Raw genomic sequence first — 19,486 nt, 5'->3', positions numbered from 1 at the left:
TTCAAGCACAAAAATATCTAGGTAAATGGTATGAGATAGCTAGATTTGATAATAGTTTTGAGAAAGGCATGACAGAAGTGTATGCTGAGTATAGCCTAAATCCTGATGGTTCGATAAAAGTTGTAAATAGTGGCATTACTCCAGAAACTGGTAAGAGAAGTTATGCAACAGGTATTGCTAAATTTGTAGATGGAGATGATCAAGGGTATCTTAAAGTGTCATTCTTTAGACCATTTTATGGAGCTTATGTAGTATTTAAACTTGATGATAATTATAAGTACGCGTATGTCGCAGGAGCAAATGAAAATTACTTATGGCTACTATCTAGAACCAAAACTGTACCTCAAAGTGTCAAAGATGATTTTATCAAAAAAGCTAAATCACTAGGTTTTGATACTAATAATCTAGTATGGGTTAAGCAATAATTGCTCTCAAAACAAAATAATCTTCATAAAGCTTCTATTCCCTCATTTTTAATCTAACAGAAAAAGGCTAAAATATGTCTATTCTTATTAGAGCTTTTTAAAAGATGAAAGGATTGGCAGATTTCAATAGATTTGATTTTGGTTGGTTAGTCGTTAGTATTGGCATGGCTGTTGGTGCAGGGATTGTATTAGTGCCTGTGAGTGTTGGTGTTGTTGGTTTTGCAGTTTTTGTAGTGTCAATACTGATAGCTTATCCTGGTATTTATCTTTTTCAAAAGTTATATATAGAAACTTTATTTGCTGCAAAACAACCTAAGCCATATAAGGAGACTGTAGCTGAATTATTAGGTAATGGTTGGGCTGTTTTTTTAGGGGCAGTATATTTACTGATGATGTTAACATGGACTATTATATATGCTGAGGTTGTAGCAAAGTCTCTAGCAGCATATCTATATATGTTTCATCTCAGCTCAAATCCACATTTAGAACAAAATGCGTTATATAGTGCTATATTGATGATTGTTTTAATCTTTACTGGGATGAAAAGCCAAAAGTTATTTGTAAGAGTATCAACTTTTTTAGTGTTTATATTAATCATAGCGATTATATTGGTATCTATATCTTTAATTCCGCTATGGTCATTTAAGAATGTTGTAGAAATACCTGCGAGTAGTAGTGAGTTTGTTGCTAAGAGTATCATTATGTTGCCATTTTCTTTGACATCAATATTATTTATACAGTCCCTAAGTCCGATGGTTATTGGTTACCGTAAGTATTATCACAATAAGGGTAAGGAATTTGTTTTATCTAAAACTCTAAAAACTATGACTTTAGCATTTGTGATCTTAGTTGTTATTATTGGTTTTTATGTTCTATCATTTTCGTTAGTTATCCCTAGAGCCGATGCATTAGAAGCAACACAAAATAATCAATCAGCATTTATACTTTTAGAGAAACAGCACATATCAAATATGCTAATATATGGATGCGGAATTGTTATTAGCTTATGTGCTATTTTGACATCTTTTTTGAGTGTATTAGCAGGTATGGAGGAATCCCTAAAAGGCTTGCTGCGAAATAGTGCTATCAAATTAGGGCTTAAAGAGGACTCGAAGGGTGTTTTTAGTTTAAATACGCTTGTGATAGGAATAATTTTTTTAATGACATGGCTTTCAATAGTTTTTGATGCTCCTGTGTATAAGTTAGTACCTTTATCTGGACCTGTCTTTGGTATATTGGGTTGCTTAGTGCCTGCGTATATTGTTTTTAAGATACCTAGTCTTGAGAAATATCGAACAAAAAGTATTTATTTTATTATTTTTGTTGGAATAATATTAGTGATATCACCACTGTTGACATCGGCATTATCTTAAAAATAGTGACTATACAGTTAGAAGATATAAATCCATAGATATAAATAAGATATATGTTTTTTTAAAAGATTAATGTCTAAAATGTCTCATACCTGTGAAGACCATAGTTATGCCAGCTTTGTTAGCAGCATCAATAACTTCTTGGTCATTCTTTGAGCCACCTGGTTGGATTACAGCAGTTGCCCCAGCTTTGATACACTCCTCTAAACCATCAGCAAATGGGAAAAAGGCATCAGAAGCTACAGCAGAACCTTTAGCACCCTCATGAATTTGTGCTTTTTCTGCTCCAATTCGAGCAGAATCAACTCGTGACATTTGCCCAGCACCAATACCGACTGTTTGAGTATCTCTAGCATAGACAATAGCATTAGATTTGACATATTTAACAGCTTTCCAAGCAAACATCATATCAGCCCATTCTCTGTCAGTTGGAGCTCTGTCAGTTACAACTTTACAGTCGTTTATTTCAACACCACCGTTGTCATAAGATTGAGATAAAATACCACCATGAATATTTTTGCTAATCATACGCGATGATTTTGTATCAAAAACTTTGCCAGTCTCTAGTACTCTAAGGTTCTTTTTAGCAGCTAAGATATCAAGTGCTTCTTGAGTATAGCTTGGAGCAATTATTACTTCTAAGAACATCTTGCCTAGAGATTCTGCAAATTCTTTATCAACCTCGCAGTTAAAAGCAACAATGCCACCAAATGCGGAAATTGGATCACAAGCTAGGGCTTTTGTCCAAGCTTCATAAGCATTTTTACCAGATGCGATACCACAAGGATTTGCATGTTTGATAATCGCACATGAGGGTTCTGAGTATTCACAAACCATTTCAAATGCACCATCAGCATCGTTTAGGTTGTTGTATGATAGTTCTTTACCTTGTAGTTGCTTAGCATTTGTAATGCTTATACAGTCAGTATCAGTAGAGTATAAGGCTGCTTTTTGATGAGGATTTTCACCATATCTTAGTACTTGCTTTAGAGTTCCTACTGAAAATAATTTTTCTGGGTACTCTTCATCAAGTTCCTTGCTAAACCAATTTGCAATATGGCTATCATACTCAGCAGTATGGGCAAATGCTTCTTTGGCAAATTTAAGACGAGTAGCTGGAGTCGTTTGACCGCCATTATCTGCCATTTCCTTTGCAACTATTTCATATTGGTTAGGGTTGGTTACGATAGTTGTGTGCTTATGGTTTTTTGCGCATGAACGTACCATTGACGGCCCACCTATATCGATATTTTCGATACAAGTGTCAAAGTCAGCGCCTGATTTAACAGTATTAACAAAAGGGTATAAGTTAACTACAACCATGTCTATTGCACCGATATGATTATCTGTCATAGCTTGTAGATGCTCTGAGTTATCTCTATCTGCTAAGATGCCACCATGAATTAGTGGGTGAAGAGTTTTTACGCGACCATTCATGATTTCTGGGAATTGGGTGTGATCAGATACATCTTTTACATTTAGCCCAGCTTCTTTAAGGGTTTTTGATGTTCCACCTGTTGAAAGTATTTCGACATTATATTTACTTAACTCTTTGGCAAATTCAACAATACCTGTCTTGTCAGATACAGATATAAGAACCCTCTTTATTTTTGACATGATTTTTCCTTGTTAATGATATGTTAAAGCTTAAAATTAAAATCTTATTATAACAATTTTAATCACAAAATCTTAGTCAAAACGCTTTTGTTTATGGGATATTTTACTAGTAAAATAGTGACTAATATATTAGTATATTTAATATCAGAACTTTAATCTTTAGATATTCAATTTAATATGTCAAATATTGTAATCGTTGGTGCTCAGTGGGGCGATGAGGGCAAAGGTAAGATTGCCGATACATTAGCCGAAAAATCAGATTTAGTTGTTCGTTATCAAGGTGGTAACAATGCTGGACATACTCTAGTGGTAAATGGTAAAAAAACATTTCTTCATTTGATTCCATCAGGTGTTTTGCATAAGCATACAAAATGCGTAATAGGTCATGGTGTAGTTGTTGATCCTATAGCTCTTGATACAGAAATTACACGTCTACAAGATACAGGTATTGAGATATCTGCAGATAATCTGTTTGTTTCAGAATCTTGTACAGTTATTACTTCATATCACAAGCTTTTAGATGCTGTTAGAGAGAATAGCACTACTGAGAAGATTGGTACAACTGGTAAGGGTATCGGCCCAGCGTATGAGGATAAGGTATCACGTAAAGGTATCAAATTTAAGCATTTGTTTGACAAAGATGTCTTAAGATCAAGATTGGCACTTTCTTTGGCTGAGAAAGAGACTCTATTTAAAGATTTATATAAAGTAGAGTATCCATCTTTAGAAGAAGAGTTTGAGAGATTGTATACACTAGGGCAAAAGCTCAAACAATATTCAGCTGATACTTTCTCTATCATCGATCAAGCTGTTTCTACTGGTAAAAATGTTGTATATGAGGGTGCTCAGGGAGTACTTTTAGATATTGATTATGGTACATATCCATTTGTGACATCTTCGAACACATCTGTAGCGGGTGTGTACTCAGGTGCAACAACAGCAGGACATAATCTTGATCATGTAATAGGTATTACAAAAGCTTATACTACTAGAGTTGGTGAAGGTCCTTTCCCAACAGAATTATTTGATGATACGGGATTATTTATACAGAAAAAAGGTGGTGAAATTGGTGTAACTACAGGTCGTATCCGTAGATGTGGTTGGCTAGATTTACCATTGCTTAAGTATTCTGCTAAGTGTTCAAATTTGACATCTATAGCATTGACAAAAGTTGATGTTCTTTCTGATTTAGATACCCTAAAGATATGTATTGGCTATAAGTATGAAGGTAAAGAAATATTCTGTGCTTATCCAGGCATAGATCTATGTAAAGTAGAGCCTATACTGGTAGATATGGAACCATTCTCTCTTGATGAAGTTGTAACAAAAGAAAATATGCCAACTGCTCTTAAAACGTATTTAAGAACTATAGAAAATCATATTGGTATTCCAATATCTTCATTGGCTTATGGCCCATCTAGAGAGCAGATTTTATTCTTTGAAGATTATTTCAAAAAGGGTTAGTTATGAGTTTTGCTAAAGATAATACAGAAGTATATATAAGTGCCGAGCAGCTAGAAACTGAGATTACAAAGCTAGCTGATAAGATAAATAAAGATTATGCAGGTCAAGAGATTGTATTGATTTGTGTATTGAAGGGCTCGTTTATGTTTTTTGCGGATCTAACTAGGAAGCTAGAAGTTGATCTTAGAACTCACTTTGTGACGGCTTCATCTTATGGTTCTGGTACAGTTAGTTCGGGTAAGGTAATCTCCACTATTGGCTCTTTGAAAAAAGAGTATATTCAGGGTAAAAACGTAATTATAGTCGAAGATATTGTTGATACTGGACATACTTATCATAAGCTTATGGATGGTATAAATGAGCTAGAACCAAAGAGCTTGAAATTTGCAACTTTACTATTCAAACCAGCTAGGCTAGAAAGAGAAGTAGACCTAGATTATATATGCTTTGAAATTGAAGATAAGTTTATAGTTGGTTATGGTCTAGACTATAATGATAGATATCGCCAGTTGCCATATATTGGTATCATGAAAGATACTAAGTAAAATTTTCTTAAAAGATATATCCACGAAACGTCATTATTAGTTATTTTATAACTTTGAAGTACTCAATAGACAGTCTTTAATACTCTGTACTTTATAGAGTATGTTAGTAACTAGATGAAGCGGATGTTTCTGATTTTTTATGATGATGACAGCTAGTTACAAGTGTAGTCATAATTATTAGCATAATAGGTATTATTAGTAGCTTTTATATGTATTTTCCTTCTTAATTCTTTATAAGTACATATAATGTATGACCTTTAATTAATATTAATTTGGTAGACCATAAAATGATAATAATTAATTACTTATAGATATACAAGTTATTCAGGAGTAAGAGGACTTTTTTTAAAGAGTTTGAATTTGCTAAGATGGTTATTAAAAATAACTACTGACAAAAGTCTCTCTCAAGAAATCTTCAGCAAGCTTCAAAGCTCTTTTGTTTGATTCTTTGCTAAATACAGTACCAAACTCAGGATCATTAGCATTAGGGTTAGTAAAAGCATGATATGTATTACCAAAAGTATGTAGTTGCCAGTCAGCTTTACGCATATTCATCTCTTGTTGAAATCTATTGACTTGCTCTGGTGGTACCATAGGGTCATTATAACCATGTAGCACAAGTATTTTTGTGTCTATGTTTTGTTCTTTTATAATATTAGACTCTAGTAAGCCATGGAAACTAATAGCTGCTTTTAATTCAAAGTTCGATCTAGCCATGTCTAATACACACTTACCGCCAAAACAAAAGCCTATAGCAGAAACACTTGACTTATCTACGCGAGGCATCTTTCTAACAATATTGTATGCAGACCTAAGTCTAGTCATAAGAGCGTGTTTGTCTTCAAGTAGACTATTCATAAGATTGGCATTTTCTTCTTTAGAACTACCTACCTTACCTTCTCCATAGATATCTATGGCAAAACCTAAATAGCCTTTTTTTGCCATAGCGATTGCTTTTTCACAAGCAAAGTTGTCTCTACCTGCCCATGTTGGAGCAACTAATACTGCCGGTAAGTGCGCACCTCTATCAGGGTATGCACAAAAACCTTTCAATAAAACACCGTCTCCACGATACTCAACTTCTTTTGTTATTATCATTTTTTATATTAAATATACTAAAACTAGCATAATTATAATCGTAAATAATGTTTCGGTATAGTGACAACTTGCTAGATTAGCAAAAATTAATAGAATTTATTTTTTATGATACTTATTAGATATAAAATACAGATAATAGTAGTGATAAAAAAGCTAATAGGAACATCGATATAATAGGCAGCTACAATCCCAGACCAAACCGTCAAGATGGATATAACTGTACTTAGAAATATAGGTTTATAAAAGCCATCTACCCATTGAGTAGCGATCGCAGCCGGACCTATAAGTAGTGAGAACACTAATAGTATACCAACAACTTGACAAGCCATAGATACTGTAATCGCAATACAGATGAAAAGTAAGATGGACAGAAATTTATTAGGGATTTTTTTTGATTCAGCAAATACAGGATCTATCGATGATATAAATAATGGTCTAGCAATCATAGCTAAAAGAGCTATAGTAAATATAGCAAGAGTAAGTAGTATATATATCTGCTCTAGTGTCACAGTGAGGATATCACCAACAAGGATGGACATCACAGAGCCTGAATAGCCACTTTGATATAAAAACAGGAAGTAAGTACCAAGACCCAAAAAGAAAGTCAAAACGATGCCTATCGCGATATCATTTTTTTTGATTTTGTCACCAAAGGCACCCATAAGAAGACCCGCGACTAGGTTTATGACAAGCTGTCCAGTCATGGCTGATAAATTTAGTAGAACTGCTCCAGAAGCTCCGGTAAGACTAATATGACCTAAAGCATGAGATGCAAATGATAATCTTCTGATAATCACAAAAAAACTAATAATACCGCATATAAGAGCGATTATAGTTCCAGCTATAAAAGCATAGAGCATGAAAGTATAATTAAACACAGATATCCTCCTGTAGACATGGCATCTCATTACAATAGTGACATTGACCATCCTTAAAGTGAATAAAAGCATCTAGTTGTGAGCTAATCTCTTTCATATCATGAGAGATTAGAAGTAATGTAATACTTTCTTTTTTATGAATTGCTTTTAAGCATGCTAGGAATCTTTGCTTTGCATCTGGATCAAGATCTGATAGAGGTTCATCTAACAAAAGAACCTTAGGATTATTTATAAGAGCTTGAACTAGATATATACGCTTTTTTTGACCTCCTGAGAGATTCTTAAAAGGCTTGTGTATATAGTCTTGAGTCTGGGTCAACATAATAAGATATTCCAACTTTTCTCTGAAATTCTTATCAAATAAAGGTAATCCCCATGAGTTTGGTTTATAACTGTATTTTACCAGAGTATAGCCAGATGTTTTTTCTTCAAAATTGATTTCTCTTTCTTGTGGTATATAGCTAATGCTATTGATATCAACTTTTGCATTATTGATAGTAATAGAACCAGAGATACTTGGTATCTTACCCAAAAGAGTTTTGAAAAAGGTTGATTTACCAACACCATTTTTACCTACTATACCTACCCAAGCATTTGTTGGGATTTCAAGATTAAGAGGTTGTGTGATTGGCTTGTTATAGCCAATTATCAGATTAGAACATTTGATCATTTTATTGGTTAGATTTGTCTAGTGCTTCAGCAGTTTTTTGTAATGTTTTTACCATCCATGTAATAGCATCTTCATTTGTAGGCATCGTTTCTGTAATACCAACTACGGGTATATCGTTTTCTTCTGCTAGCTCTAACATTTTATTAGTGACATTATCAGTAACTTGCTTATTATAGAAAAGAGCTTTAACTTCTTTATCCTTGAAAAGTTTTTGATAATCAATCATCATTTTAGGACTAGGTTCAGACTCATTCATAATAACCCATTGGAATGCTAGACCTTTCATGTCTAAGCCTAGAGCACTTGCCATATAACCAAATAGAGGTTCTGTAGCTGTAACTGGAGTGCCTGCGCTAGATTGTTTGATTTGTTTAACAAGATCGTAGACTTGTTGATACTTATGTTCAAAATTAACATAGTTTTTCTCAAATAAATTACTATCAATAGAGTCTTCTTTAGAGAATACTTCCTTTAATTTTTTCGCGAGAGCAGGGAATGTGTCTGGATCATACCAAAGATGAGGATTGATACCAAATTTTGGAGTTTCAGGATAATCTACAAGATCTTGTACTTTAATGATTGTAGCATGTGTATTACTCTTAAGAATAGGTATAATCCATGAGTCATAATCTGCACCGTTGTATATAATTACATCAGCTGATGCTAAAAGCTTAGCATTTTTGACCGAGGATATAAAAGTATGCGGATCGCCATCAGCATTGTTTATGATATTAGTAACTTTGACATTACTACCGCCTATAAGCTGAGCTATACTTCCATATTGGTTTTCAGCAGCAACTACAGTTATATCATGAGATCCTTTTGTTGTTTGTGGTTTAGTTGTCTCTTTTGTTAGAAAGTTAACAGCTACAAAAGCTATAATGATTATTGCCATCGCAGCAGCGATTATTAATTTTTTCATATTTTATATAGGTTCAAAATTTTATAACAAATAATAGATTAAAAAAAAGTTAGAGTAAAGCAGTATATATTTTAGTTATTTGAATCTTTGATGAATAAAGCTATTACAAAAGAAAGAATCATTAATATAGGAATAATTATTAATGTGCTTTGGAAAGCATATAATGTCTCATGTGACTGCTTAAGATGAGTTATTAATGCTCCTGTAGCTGGTTGTAAGATTCCTCCACTTAGTGGTAAGAACATATTTACTACTGCTAATCCAGTTGCAATTTGTGTCGCAGAAACAGTATTTCTTAGTGCAGAATAATTAAGAACATGAACTGCTTGGACAGCACCAAATAGGATACATAAGATTACAGCTACAGGAAAACTTGTATTGAAAAATAATAAGTATGTAACAATAAAGAATCCAAAGATAGGTGTAATTAATAAGAATTTCTTCTCGCCGTCAAATATTGAGGCAATAGCTCCCCATATTGGACTAGATATAGCTACACCAATAAAGATTAGTGAGGTACAGTAACCAGCATTGGCTTGAGAGAAACCGGTCAGTTGTAGATATTTTATTCCCCATAAATCAGCAAAAAGAACAGTGGTTCCATAGATAGTAAAGCAATACAAACCATTAAACCAAATTTGTTTATTTTTGAATACAGTAATAATATCTTTTAGACTACTTGTCTTTTGTTCATTTTGCATATTCTGTTTAGAGTAGTCAGGATGTACTCTTATTATAAATATACTAACAAGTAGTAAAATTACAGAAATTATGAATATTAAAGCCATAATTTGTGAAATGCTTAAATGTCTAGCTAAGAACACTAGAGGTGCGGCTGAAAGCGTAGCCCCAACGTATAGTACAAATTGAGTTAGGCCTGTAAATGCAGGGAACAATCTATTTGGTAACCATATCGCAATCGCTTTTATAGCACATAAAATGGCAAATCCTCCGCCAAAGCCTGCTAATATTCTATAGGTCAAAAGCATTGATTCATTATGAGCTAGAGTGGCAATTAGCATCGCTACTGAAAATATTGCAGAACTTACTATCATTACTCTCTTGATACCAAATTTGTCTACAAGAATACCTGCTGGGATCTGTGAAATTATATAACTCCAGTAGAAAGATGAGCTAAACATTGCAGTTGCTGCAAGGGTAAGGTTATATGGCTCTTCTGTAAAGCCATCAAGCAGAGCTCCTGTTGATGATCTTACAAAATACTCAAGAGCATAAAAAAATGCACAGGCGAACCATATACTTAACCCTAAAGCGGTAACTTTTTTCTTATACATTTTATTAGATTCCTCTTTTATCAAAAAAATTGCTTAGCAAAGATGAATAAAGGCTAAGCATTATAAGGGATGACAAAAATGATATACTAAACGATAACTTTTGTGAAAGCAAATTTTACTTATTTTTAATATTGGTTTTTAGTTTTTTGCAGGAACAATTCTAGTATTGTTGCCAGACATATATATAGTCACTTCATCGCCAATATTTAAGCCATGTTTATCTTCTTGTAATATGGCAAGTGTTTCACCATTACTTAACTGTATTGTAAATTGATATCCTTTTGAAGATGTTATGGCATCTTCTGTAGCACCACCTGCAATACCACCAACTACAGCACCACCAATAGAACCAGCAATACTAGTAAGCATATTACCACTACCTGCTAGAGCTCCACCAAGCCCACCAGCAAGACCACCTACACGAGCACCTACATTGTCAGAACCTTTGATATGAACTTGCTGAATATCTATGATTTTACCTTGTTTGACTTGAGATACTTGACCTACAGAGCTAGCCGAATAGCTTGGCTCTGATGTACTACAACCACTCAATATCAAGAGTGATAAAAATATTAAAGTATAAAAAATATTTTTCATATAATATTCTCCTAACAACAAAGTTTATTTGCAATATCAGCTACTCTTTTACCCAGTGTTTTACATATTTTTATTTCATCGTCAGACATGGTTTTGTTTGGTGAAAATGTATTTAGGTGAGATGCTCCATATGGAGTGCCACCTGTACGAGTATGTTCTAATGCTTGCTCGCTATATGGTATACCAACAATTAAACAACCATGATGTATAAAAGGGATCATCATTGATAGTAGTGTACTTTCATGGCCAGAGTGCATTCCTGAAGCTGCGGTAAAAAAGCCAACTGGTTTGCCAATTAGGCTACCTTTGAACCATATATCACTATGAATTTCTAAAAAGTATTTCAAAGGTGATGCCATATTGCCAAAGTATGCGGGACTTCCAACTATCAAACCATCACAATTGGCAAGATCTTCTTTTGTAGCATATAGATCGCCATTATCTGGAATTTTAGAGTCAATTTGCTCAGTTTTTGCTGAGATATTTGGTACCGTACGGACTATGGCTGTAGCACCTGTAGCTTCTACACCTAGGGCTATAGTATGAGCCATTTTCTTTGTACTTCCACCTTGGCTGTAGTATAGTATTAGTATGTTTTTCATTGTTGTTTTTCTATGTTTGATATCAAATTATACAAAAAATATTTGTCAATATTTAAAAACTATTGGATCTGGGTCTTCAAAGAATATCTTCGTAAAGATTGTCCAACAGTAGCTGCGGCTATAACTCTTACGAGTTTGTTTGCTATCGTACCAGCTTTTTTCATTATAATAAATATTTTGAATGCTTTTAACGCATTTAGTTCTCTTTCTGAGAATTTACAGAATTTTCTTTTTCAGAATATGCTTCCCGAGACTGCAGCGACAGTCCAGCAGTACATCACAAGTATTTCTGAAAAGATGACCTCTTTGCCTATTACATCAGTTATAGTTTTATTGGTTGTTATTTTTCTAATGATTAAAAGATTAGAAATTACCCTAAATAAAGTTTTTTATGTTAATAAACAACGACCGCTGGTTCAGAGTCTATTGGTTTATTGGGCTTTGATGACAATGGGGCCTATACTTATGGGTTTTGTATTTATTTCTAGTACATATCTTATTTCTATGGCTTGGTTTGTAAAAGATATTGGTATTGAGCAATATCTTTTAAATGGATTATCTTTAATTTTTTTAATAGCAGGATTTTTTGTTTTTTATAAAATATTACCTAATACAAGGATTAACTCAAAAACGGCATTAATTGTAGCGTTTTTGGTGGCTATTGTTTTCTCTATTGCAAAAAAACTTTTTGCTCTATATATGTTCTATGTACCTACTTATTCAGTGATTTATGGTTCATTATCTTTGATACCTATCTTTATACTATGGGTCTTTGTTGCTTGGCAGATTACACTTCTAGGAGCTGTAATGATCAAAGCTATACAGTATATGGAGGTGACACTAGACTTTAAGAAAGAAGTAAAAAGAGATGATCTAAGTATTAGTGTGTGTATGCTTAAAGAATTACATGTGGCTCAAAGAGAGTCGAGAAATGGAATAAGTATAGACCAGATGTATCAAAAAATGGCGGTTGCTGATTACGATAAAGTTAAGAAAATCTTATATGACTTAGAAACCGCCGGAGTTATTAGAATAACTGCTCAAGATATTTGTTATTTAAATTGTGATGTATTTAGTACAGACTTGTATGAGATATATTTGGCGTGTAATCCTACAATTAATTTTAAAACAAGTTCTATAAGAAAAATTAATGTAATAAAATCTGACTTATACAAAGATCTTGATATAAAATTATACGAGTGTTTTTAGGCGTATAAGGATTTATGTAATGTTATTTGAGACTCTTGATTATTCAGCATTGATTATAAATGTGTTGTATACAATATACTTAGCAAGGCTTAAAGTGTGGTCTTGGTCATTAGGTATAGTAGGTGCGATACTTTTGTTATTTTTGTTTGCAATGAAAGGTACATATTCACTGGTATTACTCCAATTTGTTTATGTAATATTCTTCAGCTATGGTTGGTATAAGTGGTATACACAGGGTATAGATGGTGAGCATAAGACTGTTAAGTGGATGAAGAGAGCTGACTATTTTCGTTATATTGTCTATCTAGTGATACTATGTATTTTTAGTATTGTATTTAACTATATCACTAGTTCAGCAGCTATATTTTCAACAGGTATTCTGACAGGTATTACATTTACAGCAATTATCATGACTATAGAGAAGTTTATGGAAAATTGGATTGTATGGATTATTTCGGATTTATATTTCGTTGTAGTCATGTATCAACAAGAACTGTATGGTCAAGTGCTACAGAACTTCATATTTTTCATTACAGCTGTTTATGGCTTTTATTACTGGTATAAAAATACAAAAACTGCAGAAGTTAGATAATGATTGTTAAGGTTGCTCTAGCAGTACCTCCAAGTTACTTGCTTGATTACTCTATTAAAGATACTAATGTCGAGCTATTTAGCAGAGTTTTGGTACAGGTGGGTAAGCGTCAACTTATAGGCTTTATTGTAGCTAAAGATATAAAGATTGATTATGAGCTTACAAGAGTAAAACCTATCCTAAAGATTATAGACCAACCTATTAGCGATGTTGTACAAAGACTTATTTTGTGGTTGTCGCAGTATTATTGTTGTGATTTATATAATGCTATACGTTTGGCTTTACCAAATGATTTTTTGAAAATTGAGAAAGTTTCTCCTCAGAAAGATACCTATGTATATTTAGATCAAATAGAGCTACAGCAACATAAACTGACTTCAAAGCAACAAGATGTTCTAAAAATTTTTGCTAATAATGAAGCGCTTCGTTTTGAGGATCTAAAAGAACTAGCCTCTAGCTATGTTATTAATAAACTGCTTGATAAAAACATCCTCAAAAAAACTTACAAGTTAAGACAGTCTAATAATACTATAGAATCAGACTTACCTAAGTTGCTTAATCCAGAACAGCAATACGCTTTTGAGCAAATTACATCACAATCGGGTTTCAAGGTATCTTTAATTTATGGAGTAACTGGAAGTGGCAAAACAGAGGTTTACTTACATACCATCCAGAGTTTTTTAGCTAAGTCTCAACAAGTTCTTGTCTTAGTGCCAGAAATAAATCTGACACCACAGACAATCAAAAGATTTGAGAAGAGGTTTATAGATAAGAATGTTGTTGCACTACATTCTAAACTAAGTGATAAAACTAGGTTAACTAACTGGTTAAAAATAAAAAATGGCGAAGCTGATATTGTAATTGCTACTCGAAGTGGAGTCTTAGCTGACTTTAAGAATCTTGGGATTATCATCGTTGATGAAGAACATGATAGTTCATATAAGCAACAAACAACAACTATTCGTTATAATGCTCGTGATGTTGCTATATTTCGAGCTAGTCAGTTTAATGTTCCAGTCGTTCTGGGTAGTGCTACACCATCTATTCAAAGTTACTATAATTATCTTATTGGAAAGTATAATTTGCTCAAGCTTAATAAAAGGGCGCTAAACTCACACCAGAATACGATTGAGCTATTAGATCTAAAATCAAGTATTGTTGATAATAGTATTAGTAATACTCTTTTTTCATTGATTGAACAGAATATCAACGATCATCAGCAGTCATTAATATTTATCAATAAATTAGGTTTTGCTAAGGCTTTGGTCTGTAAGAGTTGCGGAGAGGCTGTTGAGTGTAAGAGATGTGATAAGCCATATACATTACATACACATCCATATCAGTACTTAGAATGTCATTTTTGTGGTTCTCGTAAACCAATAGTTACAGCTTGTCCAAGTTGTAATGCTGAAGAACTGTTTGCTTATGGTAGTGGTACTGAGAAAGTTCAATCAAGAATAGAAGCCAGATTTCCATATAATAAGATAGTGCGCTTTGATAGATCAAATATCAAAACTATGAATGACCTACATAGCATTAATCAAATGATAAATGATAAGCAAGTTGATGTTATAGTTGGTACTCAGATGATAGCAAAAGGGCATCATTTCGAGAATATTACCTTAGCGGGATTAATTAATATTGATGCTGGTTTATATAGTACTGATTTTCATGCAATAGAGCGAACTGCGCAAATGATAGTTCAAGTCTCTGGAAGAGCTGGAAGAGCAGATAAACCTGGAAGGATAATACTTCAGACATATCAGCCTGATAATAAACTTTTACAGTTATTAGTAAATAGCGATTACCTTGATTTTTTAGACTATCTTTTAGAGCAAAGAAAGTACGCGAGTTATCCGCCATATACCTATCAAGCACAAATCATAGCTGAATCAAAAGATGAGAATAAAGTCTTAAATATATTGGAGCAAATATATTTAAGTTTGAAAGATAGCTCCGGTGTACAAGTATCTAAACCTCTACCAGCTCTTCATCTGAAAAAAAATAATGTATATCGCTATAGTATACTTTTAACCTCAAACTCTCGTAGTCAGATAAATTCAATAATTAAATGGGTAGCTAATACTCAAATAATGTCTAGTTTAAAAAACTCAGTTAAGATGTATTTTGATATTGACCCGATAGAGTTAGGTTGATTCAGAGAACTTTTATTTTTCTGAATTTAAATATTGATGAAGAATTTTAGGATTATCTTTTATCCAGTCATTAAACTTATTAGCGAGATTTTTCCCTGCTGGAGTGTTATTAAACATAAAAGCCTTATATGAAATACTATCATCAACTTTAATTGGTACTTGGCAAATATTTGGATTTATAGAGTGCTGGTACGCAATTTCAGGCGAATCGGTAAACATTATATCTGGATATATACCATCTATGCCATCGGTGATAGATTTAACCGCAAGCTTATTATCAGCGATAATTAATAATTGAGCATTTTTGATTTTCTGTAAAGCAAAGTTCTCATTTGTTCCACCTCTATTTTCGATGATTAGAGTGTTTGGGTTATCTATATCTGCAAAGCTTTTGAACTTAGGTAAGTTTTTGCAGTTAGTCATGGCAGCTTTACTAAAAGAGCCTAATGGAGTAGAGAATATAAATTTTGCTTGACGAGTAGAAGTTATTGTCATACCTCCTACAAAGACATCAAATTTACTGTCTTTTAGATCACCTTCAGCAGTTGCCCAAGTGGTTTTAACAAATTTAATATCTTCATTATTTGCTTTAGCAAAAGTTTTTATGAGATCAATATCCTTCCCAGAGAATTTATTATCGTTTTTATCATAAATTGAAAAAGGAGCATAATCTCCAGTTGTTCCAACAATAATATCTGCATAACAATTAGATGTTATAACAAAAAATAGAGCGATAGTTAGATATATTATTTTTTTCATTTTTTTAAAAAAATAAAATTTGAATGAAAAAATTTTATATCAAAGAGAAGAAATAAAATACAAGAAAATAGCAGATAGAAAATTAGTCTTCTTTTTTGTCGATTCTACTAGCTACGAAACAACCAGCACCAACAGCTACAAATGCAGATGTAATCCATAATAAATAAAACATACTAGTCTCCTCTTAGTATAACTCGTGAGAGTTTGCTTTAACTTCTTCAGCAGATACTCTACGACCATTTGCCCACATTTTCTTATACACAAAGAATGTATAAGAGAAGATGATTGGAAGTATAATAACAGCTGCACATAATATACCTATTAGAGAAGTTTGGCTACTACTTGCGTTAAATACTGTTAAGCTATATTGGAAGTTACCTACATTAGACACCATAATGAATGGGAATAATGCAAAGCCAACTGTTAATACAGCGCCTAGTAGAGAAGCCATACTAGCTATGAAGGCAGCACCATCTTTATCTTTGTTGTTAAACTTGATAACAAGTAATGCACCAACAAAAGCTAGGATAGGAGCAAACCACATCCAAATAGTTTTAGCTTGTGTGAAGTTGTAATACCAAGAGTGATCACTAGTAATAACTCCAGCACTAAATGGGTGTTGTAATGCTTCTGATGCGTATGTACAACTTGCACCAGTAGAATACTGATATCCTGGTATTAGAGCAATCCAAATAGCTGCGACTACAAATAAAACTAAGTAGATAGTCGCTGTAACATTTGTGATTTTTCTAAATCTATCTCTTAGGACACCATCAGTTCTAAGCTTAGCATAAGCTGAACCATGCATTAGTGACATATTTAGAGCAAATATACCAAATAATAGTGCAAATGGAGTCAATAAGTGTATTAAAGTAACCCACATAGACTGATATTGACCATCAGTAACTGTGCCGTATATTAATCTTGCAGTATCATCATAAGATATTGGGAAACCTAAGTATAAGTTACCAACAGCTACACCCATAACAACTATAGGGATAACACTTCCTAATAAAAGCATCCAGTCCCAGAAGTTTTTCCATGTAGGATTGTCTATCTTCTTTCTGTACTCAAAAGCAGGCGGTCTTAAGAAAAGTCCCCATAGCACTAGTAAGATAGCAATATATAAACCTGAGAAGCTTGTAGCATAAACTTGCGGCCAAATAGCAAATATGGCACCACCAGCTGTAATAAACCAAACTTGGCTACCATCCCAAGTAGGGCCAACTGTATTTATGATAGCTCTTTTTTCGTAGTCATCTTTACCAACAAATTTGGCAAGAATACCTACACCAAAGTCAAAACCAACAGTAGCAGCTACTAAGAATATTAGAACTCCTACAACTAGCCAAGAGATAATTTGTAAAACATCTAATAACATTTATCTCTCCTTATTTATCATTTTTGTTTTGTTCAAAATGGTATTTACCAGTGCCTAACGAGCTAGGTCCTAGTCTTGCATATTTGAACATTAAGAAAACTAATACAGCAAATAAACTCAAGTCTATTAGACAGAAGATTGCCATAGAAGTACCAACATCTGCTGCAGTAAGAGCTGAAGAACTTATACTAGTAGGAAGTTCTCCATATACTGTCCAAGGCTGACGGCCATGCTCTGTTACGAACCAACCAGCTGAACAAGCAATAAATGGTAATGGAATTGACCATAACATTACTTTTAGTACGAATCTGCTGAATTTAGTACCACCTAATGAGTTCTTAGCAAGTAGTATTAGCCCAACAAACATTAGAGCAAATAATAGTAAACCAATAGCAACCATTATTCTAAATGCCCAGAATATGCTAACAACTTCAGGAACCATATTAGTAGCAGCTGCTTTTACTAATTCAGGATCGTTAGCAACATTTGCTATAGTTTCAGAGTCAGCTTTACCATATTTCTCTTGAGCCACTTGTACAAGTAACTTACCGAAGCCCATGTATCTTTGGTATTCAGGATTGTTATAGTTAGCATAACTACCATCTGGAGTATCGCCTTCGTGACCAGTTTCTCTCCATTTTAGAAGATCTGCATACGCTAAACCACCATCTCTAATCATAACTACCGCAGCAGGTACTTTTTCGTACTTAGCAGGGTTAGCAGCAGCTACTTCTGGAGATACATCAGCAGTTTCACCTGTTGCGATATCTCTGTAGTATGCAAGATTAGGATCTCTAGTGCCATTAGCATCTGCTTTTCCATAAAGGATAGCTTTGATACCAGGGACTTCTACATCTGTAGAGTGAGTAGCGATTAGACCAAGTACAGCAGGGATCTCTACTGCATAATGGTTTTCTTGATCAGCATTGCTCGGGATAGCTACAGCATTGAAAGCAGCAGGAGCTTTAGAAGTATCCCATTCAGCTTCTATTGAAGCCATTTTTAATGGTTGTACTTTAAATGCATCTACACCGTTTGCATCACCAAAGAACATTGCCATAGTACAAGCAACGATACCAAAACCTAGGCCAACACCTAAAGATCTTTTAGCGAATCCATTATCACGATTTTTTAGTAGATAGAAAGCACTGATACCGATTACAAAAGTCGCACCAGTTGTATATCCAGCTGTTATCACGTGACCAAAGTTTGTTTGTGCTGTTTCATTTAGGAATACTTGAAGTAAGCTTACAGTTTCCATTCTCATTGTAGAGGCAACGAACTCAGAACCTACCGGGTGCTGCATATAACCGTTAGCAACTAAGATTAGTAGAGCAGAGAAGCTTGAACCTATTGCTAAACAGAATGTAGACAGTAAGTGTTGTTTCTTTGATAATTTATCCCAACCAAAGAAGAATAAACCAGCAAAAGTAGACTCAAGCATAAATGCTGCTAAGCCCTCAATAGCTAGAGGTGTACCAAAGATATCACCTACTGATTGAGAGTAGTATGACCAGTTAGTACCGAATTCAAACTCCATAGTTAGACCAGTAATAATCCCTAGAGCGAAGTTTATACCGAGTAATTTACCCCAAAACTTCACCATATCTTTATATACTTGCTTACCTGTTCTTACGTACATTACTTCCATTGTGAATAAAATCCACGTTAGACCTAATGTTAAAGGAACAAATAAGAAGTGAAATGATGCTGTTAAACCAAACTGCAATCTTGCTAAGTCAACAGACATGAGCGTTGGTAACATGTTGCTTCTCCTTATAGTTCTAGTATTTTAGTGTTATTTCCTTTTTGTAAAAGAAGTGGAAAGAAAAAATCTTATAAATTAATGATTTAGAGGTCTTTTCTTACCTTTAATTATACAGTTCAAATTGTAGCATATTAA

At 33.6% G+C, this 19,486-nt stretch carries 18 protein-coding genes and 1 pseudogene; 7 read left to right on the top strand and 12 right to left on the bottom strand.

Annotation, left to right across the window (positions count from 1 at the left end):
- Together FTPG_RS01700 and FTPG_RS01695 are read left to right on the top strand one after the other, a co-directional pair.
- A pseudogene (locus tag FTPG_RS01700) lies at positions 1 to 425 on the top strand (lipocalin family protein); the annotation flags it as partial.
- A 104-nt stretch (positions 426 to 529) separates the two neighbouring features.
- Positions 530 to 1,798 carry an aromatic amino acid transport family protein gene (locus FTPG_RS01695; RefSeq protein ID WP_004286679.1) on the top strand — a complete coding sequence of 423 codons (1,269 nt, stop codon included), beginning with the start codon at positions 530 to 532 and terminating at the stop codon, positions 1,796 to 1,798.
- Positions 1,799 to 1,867: 69 nt separating this feature from the next.
- On the opposite strand, the gene purH is transcribed toward FTPG_RS01695, so the two are convergent.
- The gene (purH, locus tag FTPG_RS01690; RefSeq protein WP_004286678.1) at positions 1,868 to 3,415 is read right to left on the bottom strand and encodes a bifunctional phosphoribosylaminoimidazolecarboxamide formyltransferase/IMP cyclohydrolase; all 1,548 of its coding nucleotides are present in this window, start codon (positions 3,413 to 3,415) and stop codon (positions 1,868 to 1,870) included.
- Positions 3,416 to 3,592: 177 nt separating this feature from the next.
- Between purH and FTPG_RS01685 the strand changes: the two genes are divergently transcribed.
- Positions 3,593 to 4,879, top strand: a complete 1,287-nt coding sequence (locus tag FTPG_RS01685; RefSeq protein ID WP_004286677.1) for an adenylosuccinate synthase — start codon at positions 3,593 to 3,595, stop codon at positions 4,877 to 4,879.
- Between the two features lie 2 nt (positions 4,880 to 4,881).
- Entirely contained in the window at positions 4,882 to 5,424 is a 543-nt protein-coding gene (gene hpt / locus FTPG_RS01680) for a hypoxanthine phosphoribosyltransferase (protein ID WP_004286676.1), read from the top strand.
- 375 nt (positions 5,425 to 5,799) lie between these two features.
- On the opposite strand, the gene FTPG_RS01675 is transcribed toward hpt, so the two are convergent.
- From FTPG_RS01675 to wrbA, 7 genes are all read right to left on the bottom strand, one after another.
- The gene (locus tag FTPG_RS01675; RefSeq protein WP_004286675.1) at positions 5,800 to 6,522 is read right to left on the bottom strand and encodes a dienelactone hydrolase family protein; all 723 of its coding nucleotides are present in this window, start codon (positions 6,520 to 6,522) and stop codon (positions 5,800 to 5,802) included.
- A gap of 86 nt (positions 6,523 to 6,608) precedes the next feature.
- Entirely contained in the window at positions 6,609 to 7,472 is an 864-nt protein-coding gene (locus FTPG_RS01670) for a metal ABC transporter permease (protein WP_004286674.1), read from the bottom strand.
- Positions 7,393 to 8,070 (bottom strand): metal ABC transporter ATP-binding protein, encoded by a 678-nt coding sequence (locus tag FTPG_RS01665; protein ID WP_004286673.1) that lies wholly within the window; start codon positions 8,068 to 8,070, stop codon positions 7,393 to 7,395. Before FTPG_RS01665 ends, FTPG_RS01670 begins: the two co-directional genes overlap by 80 nt.
- Position 8,071: 1 nt before the next feature.
- Entirely contained in the window at positions 8,072 to 8,992 is a 921-nt protein-coding gene (locus FTPG_RS01660) for a metal ABC transporter solute-binding protein, Zn/Mn family (RefSeq protein ID WP_004286672.1), read from the bottom strand.
- 71 nt (positions 8,993 to 9,063) lie between these two features.
- Positions 9,064 to 10,287 carry an MFS transporter gene (locus FTPG_RS01655; protein WP_004286671.1) on the bottom strand — a complete coding sequence of 408 codons (1,224 nt, stop codon included), beginning with the start codon at positions 10,285 to 10,287 and terminating at the stop codon, positions 9,064 to 9,066.
- Between the two features lie 138 nt (positions 10,288 to 10,425).
- Positions 10,426 to 10,884, bottom strand: coding sequence for an outer membrane lipoprotein (locus tag FTPG_RS01650; protein WP_004286670.1), 459 nt, complete (start codon positions 10,882 to 10,884; stop codon positions 10,426 to 10,428).
- A gap of 11 nt (positions 10,885 to 10,895) precedes the next feature.
- A complete protein-coding gene (wrbA, locus tag FTPG_RS01645; protein ID WP_004286669.1) occupies positions 10,896 to 11,486 on the bottom strand; it encodes an NAD(P)H:quinone oxidoreductase in 591 nt (196 codons plus the stop codon).
- A 12-nt stretch (positions 11,487 to 11,498) separates the two neighbouring features.
- On the opposite strand from wrbA, the gene FTPG_RS01640 reads away from it, so the two are divergent.
- From FTPG_RS01640 to priA, 3 genes are read left to right on the top strand one after another with little or no spacing between them, the layout of a single operon-like run.
- On the top strand, positions 11,499 to 12,695 hold the full coding sequence (locus tag FTPG_RS01640; protein WP_004286668.1) for a YhjD/YihY/BrkB family envelope integrity protein: 1,197 nt from the start codon (positions 11,499 to 11,501) through the stop codon (positions 12,693 to 12,695).
- Between the two features lie 19 nt (positions 12,696 to 12,714).
- Positions 12,715 to 13,287: a nicotinamide riboside transporter PnuC gene (gene pnuC, locus FTPG_RS01635; protein ID WP_004286667.1), complete on the top strand. Its 573-nt coding sequence runs from the start codon at positions 12,715 to 12,717 to the stop codon at positions 13,285 to 13,287.
- Entirely contained in the window at positions 13,287 to 15,443 is a 2,157-nt protein-coding gene (gene priA, locus FTPG_RS01630; RefSeq protein WP_004286666.1) for a replication restart helicase PriA, read from the top strand. Before pnuC ends, priA begins: the two co-directional genes overlap by 1 nt.
- A 12-nt stretch (positions 15,444 to 15,455) precedes the next feature.
- On the opposite strand, the gene FTPG_RS01625 is transcribed toward priA, so the two are convergent.
- The 4 genes from FTPG_RS01625 to FTPG_RS01615 form a co-directional block, all read right to left on the bottom strand.
- Positions 15,456 to 16,202: a transporter substrate-binding domain-containing protein gene (locus FTPG_RS01625; RefSeq protein WP_004286665.1), complete on the bottom strand. Its 747-nt coding sequence runs from the start codon at positions 16,200 to 16,202 to the stop codon at positions 15,456 to 15,458.
- Between the two features lie 82 nt (positions 16,203 to 16,284).
- Positions 16,285 to 16,374, bottom strand: a complete 90-nt coding sequence (locus tag FTPG_RS09625) for a hypothetical protein (RefSeq protein WP_030003323.1) — start codon at positions 16,372 to 16,374, stop codon at positions 16,285 to 16,287.
- Between the two features lie 12 nt (positions 16,375 to 16,386).
- Positions 16,387 to 17,583, bottom strand: a complete 1,197-nt coding sequence (gene cydB, locus FTPG_RS01620) for a cytochrome d ubiquinol oxidase subunit II (RefSeq protein ID WP_004286664.1) — start codon at positions 17,581 to 17,583, stop codon at positions 16,387 to 16,389.
- Positions 17,584 to 17,593: 10 nt separating this feature from the next.
- Positions 17,594 to 19,348, bottom strand: a complete 1,755-nt coding sequence (locus FTPG_RS01615) for a cytochrome ubiquinol oxidase subunit I (RefSeq protein ID WP_004286663.1) — start codon at positions 19,346 to 19,348, stop codon at positions 17,594 to 17,596.
- Positions 19,349 to 19,486 lie beyond the last annotated feature (138 nt).

Source organism: Francisella philomiragia subsp. philomiragia ATCC 25015, assembly GCF_000156715.1.
Taxonomy (GTDB): Bacteria; Pseudomonadota; Gammaproteobacteria; order Francisellales; family Francisellaceae; genus Francisella; species Francisella philomiragia.
The sequence above is the reverse complement of the archived record's forward strand: the minus strand, read 5'-3'. Positions and strand labels throughout refer to the sequence as shown.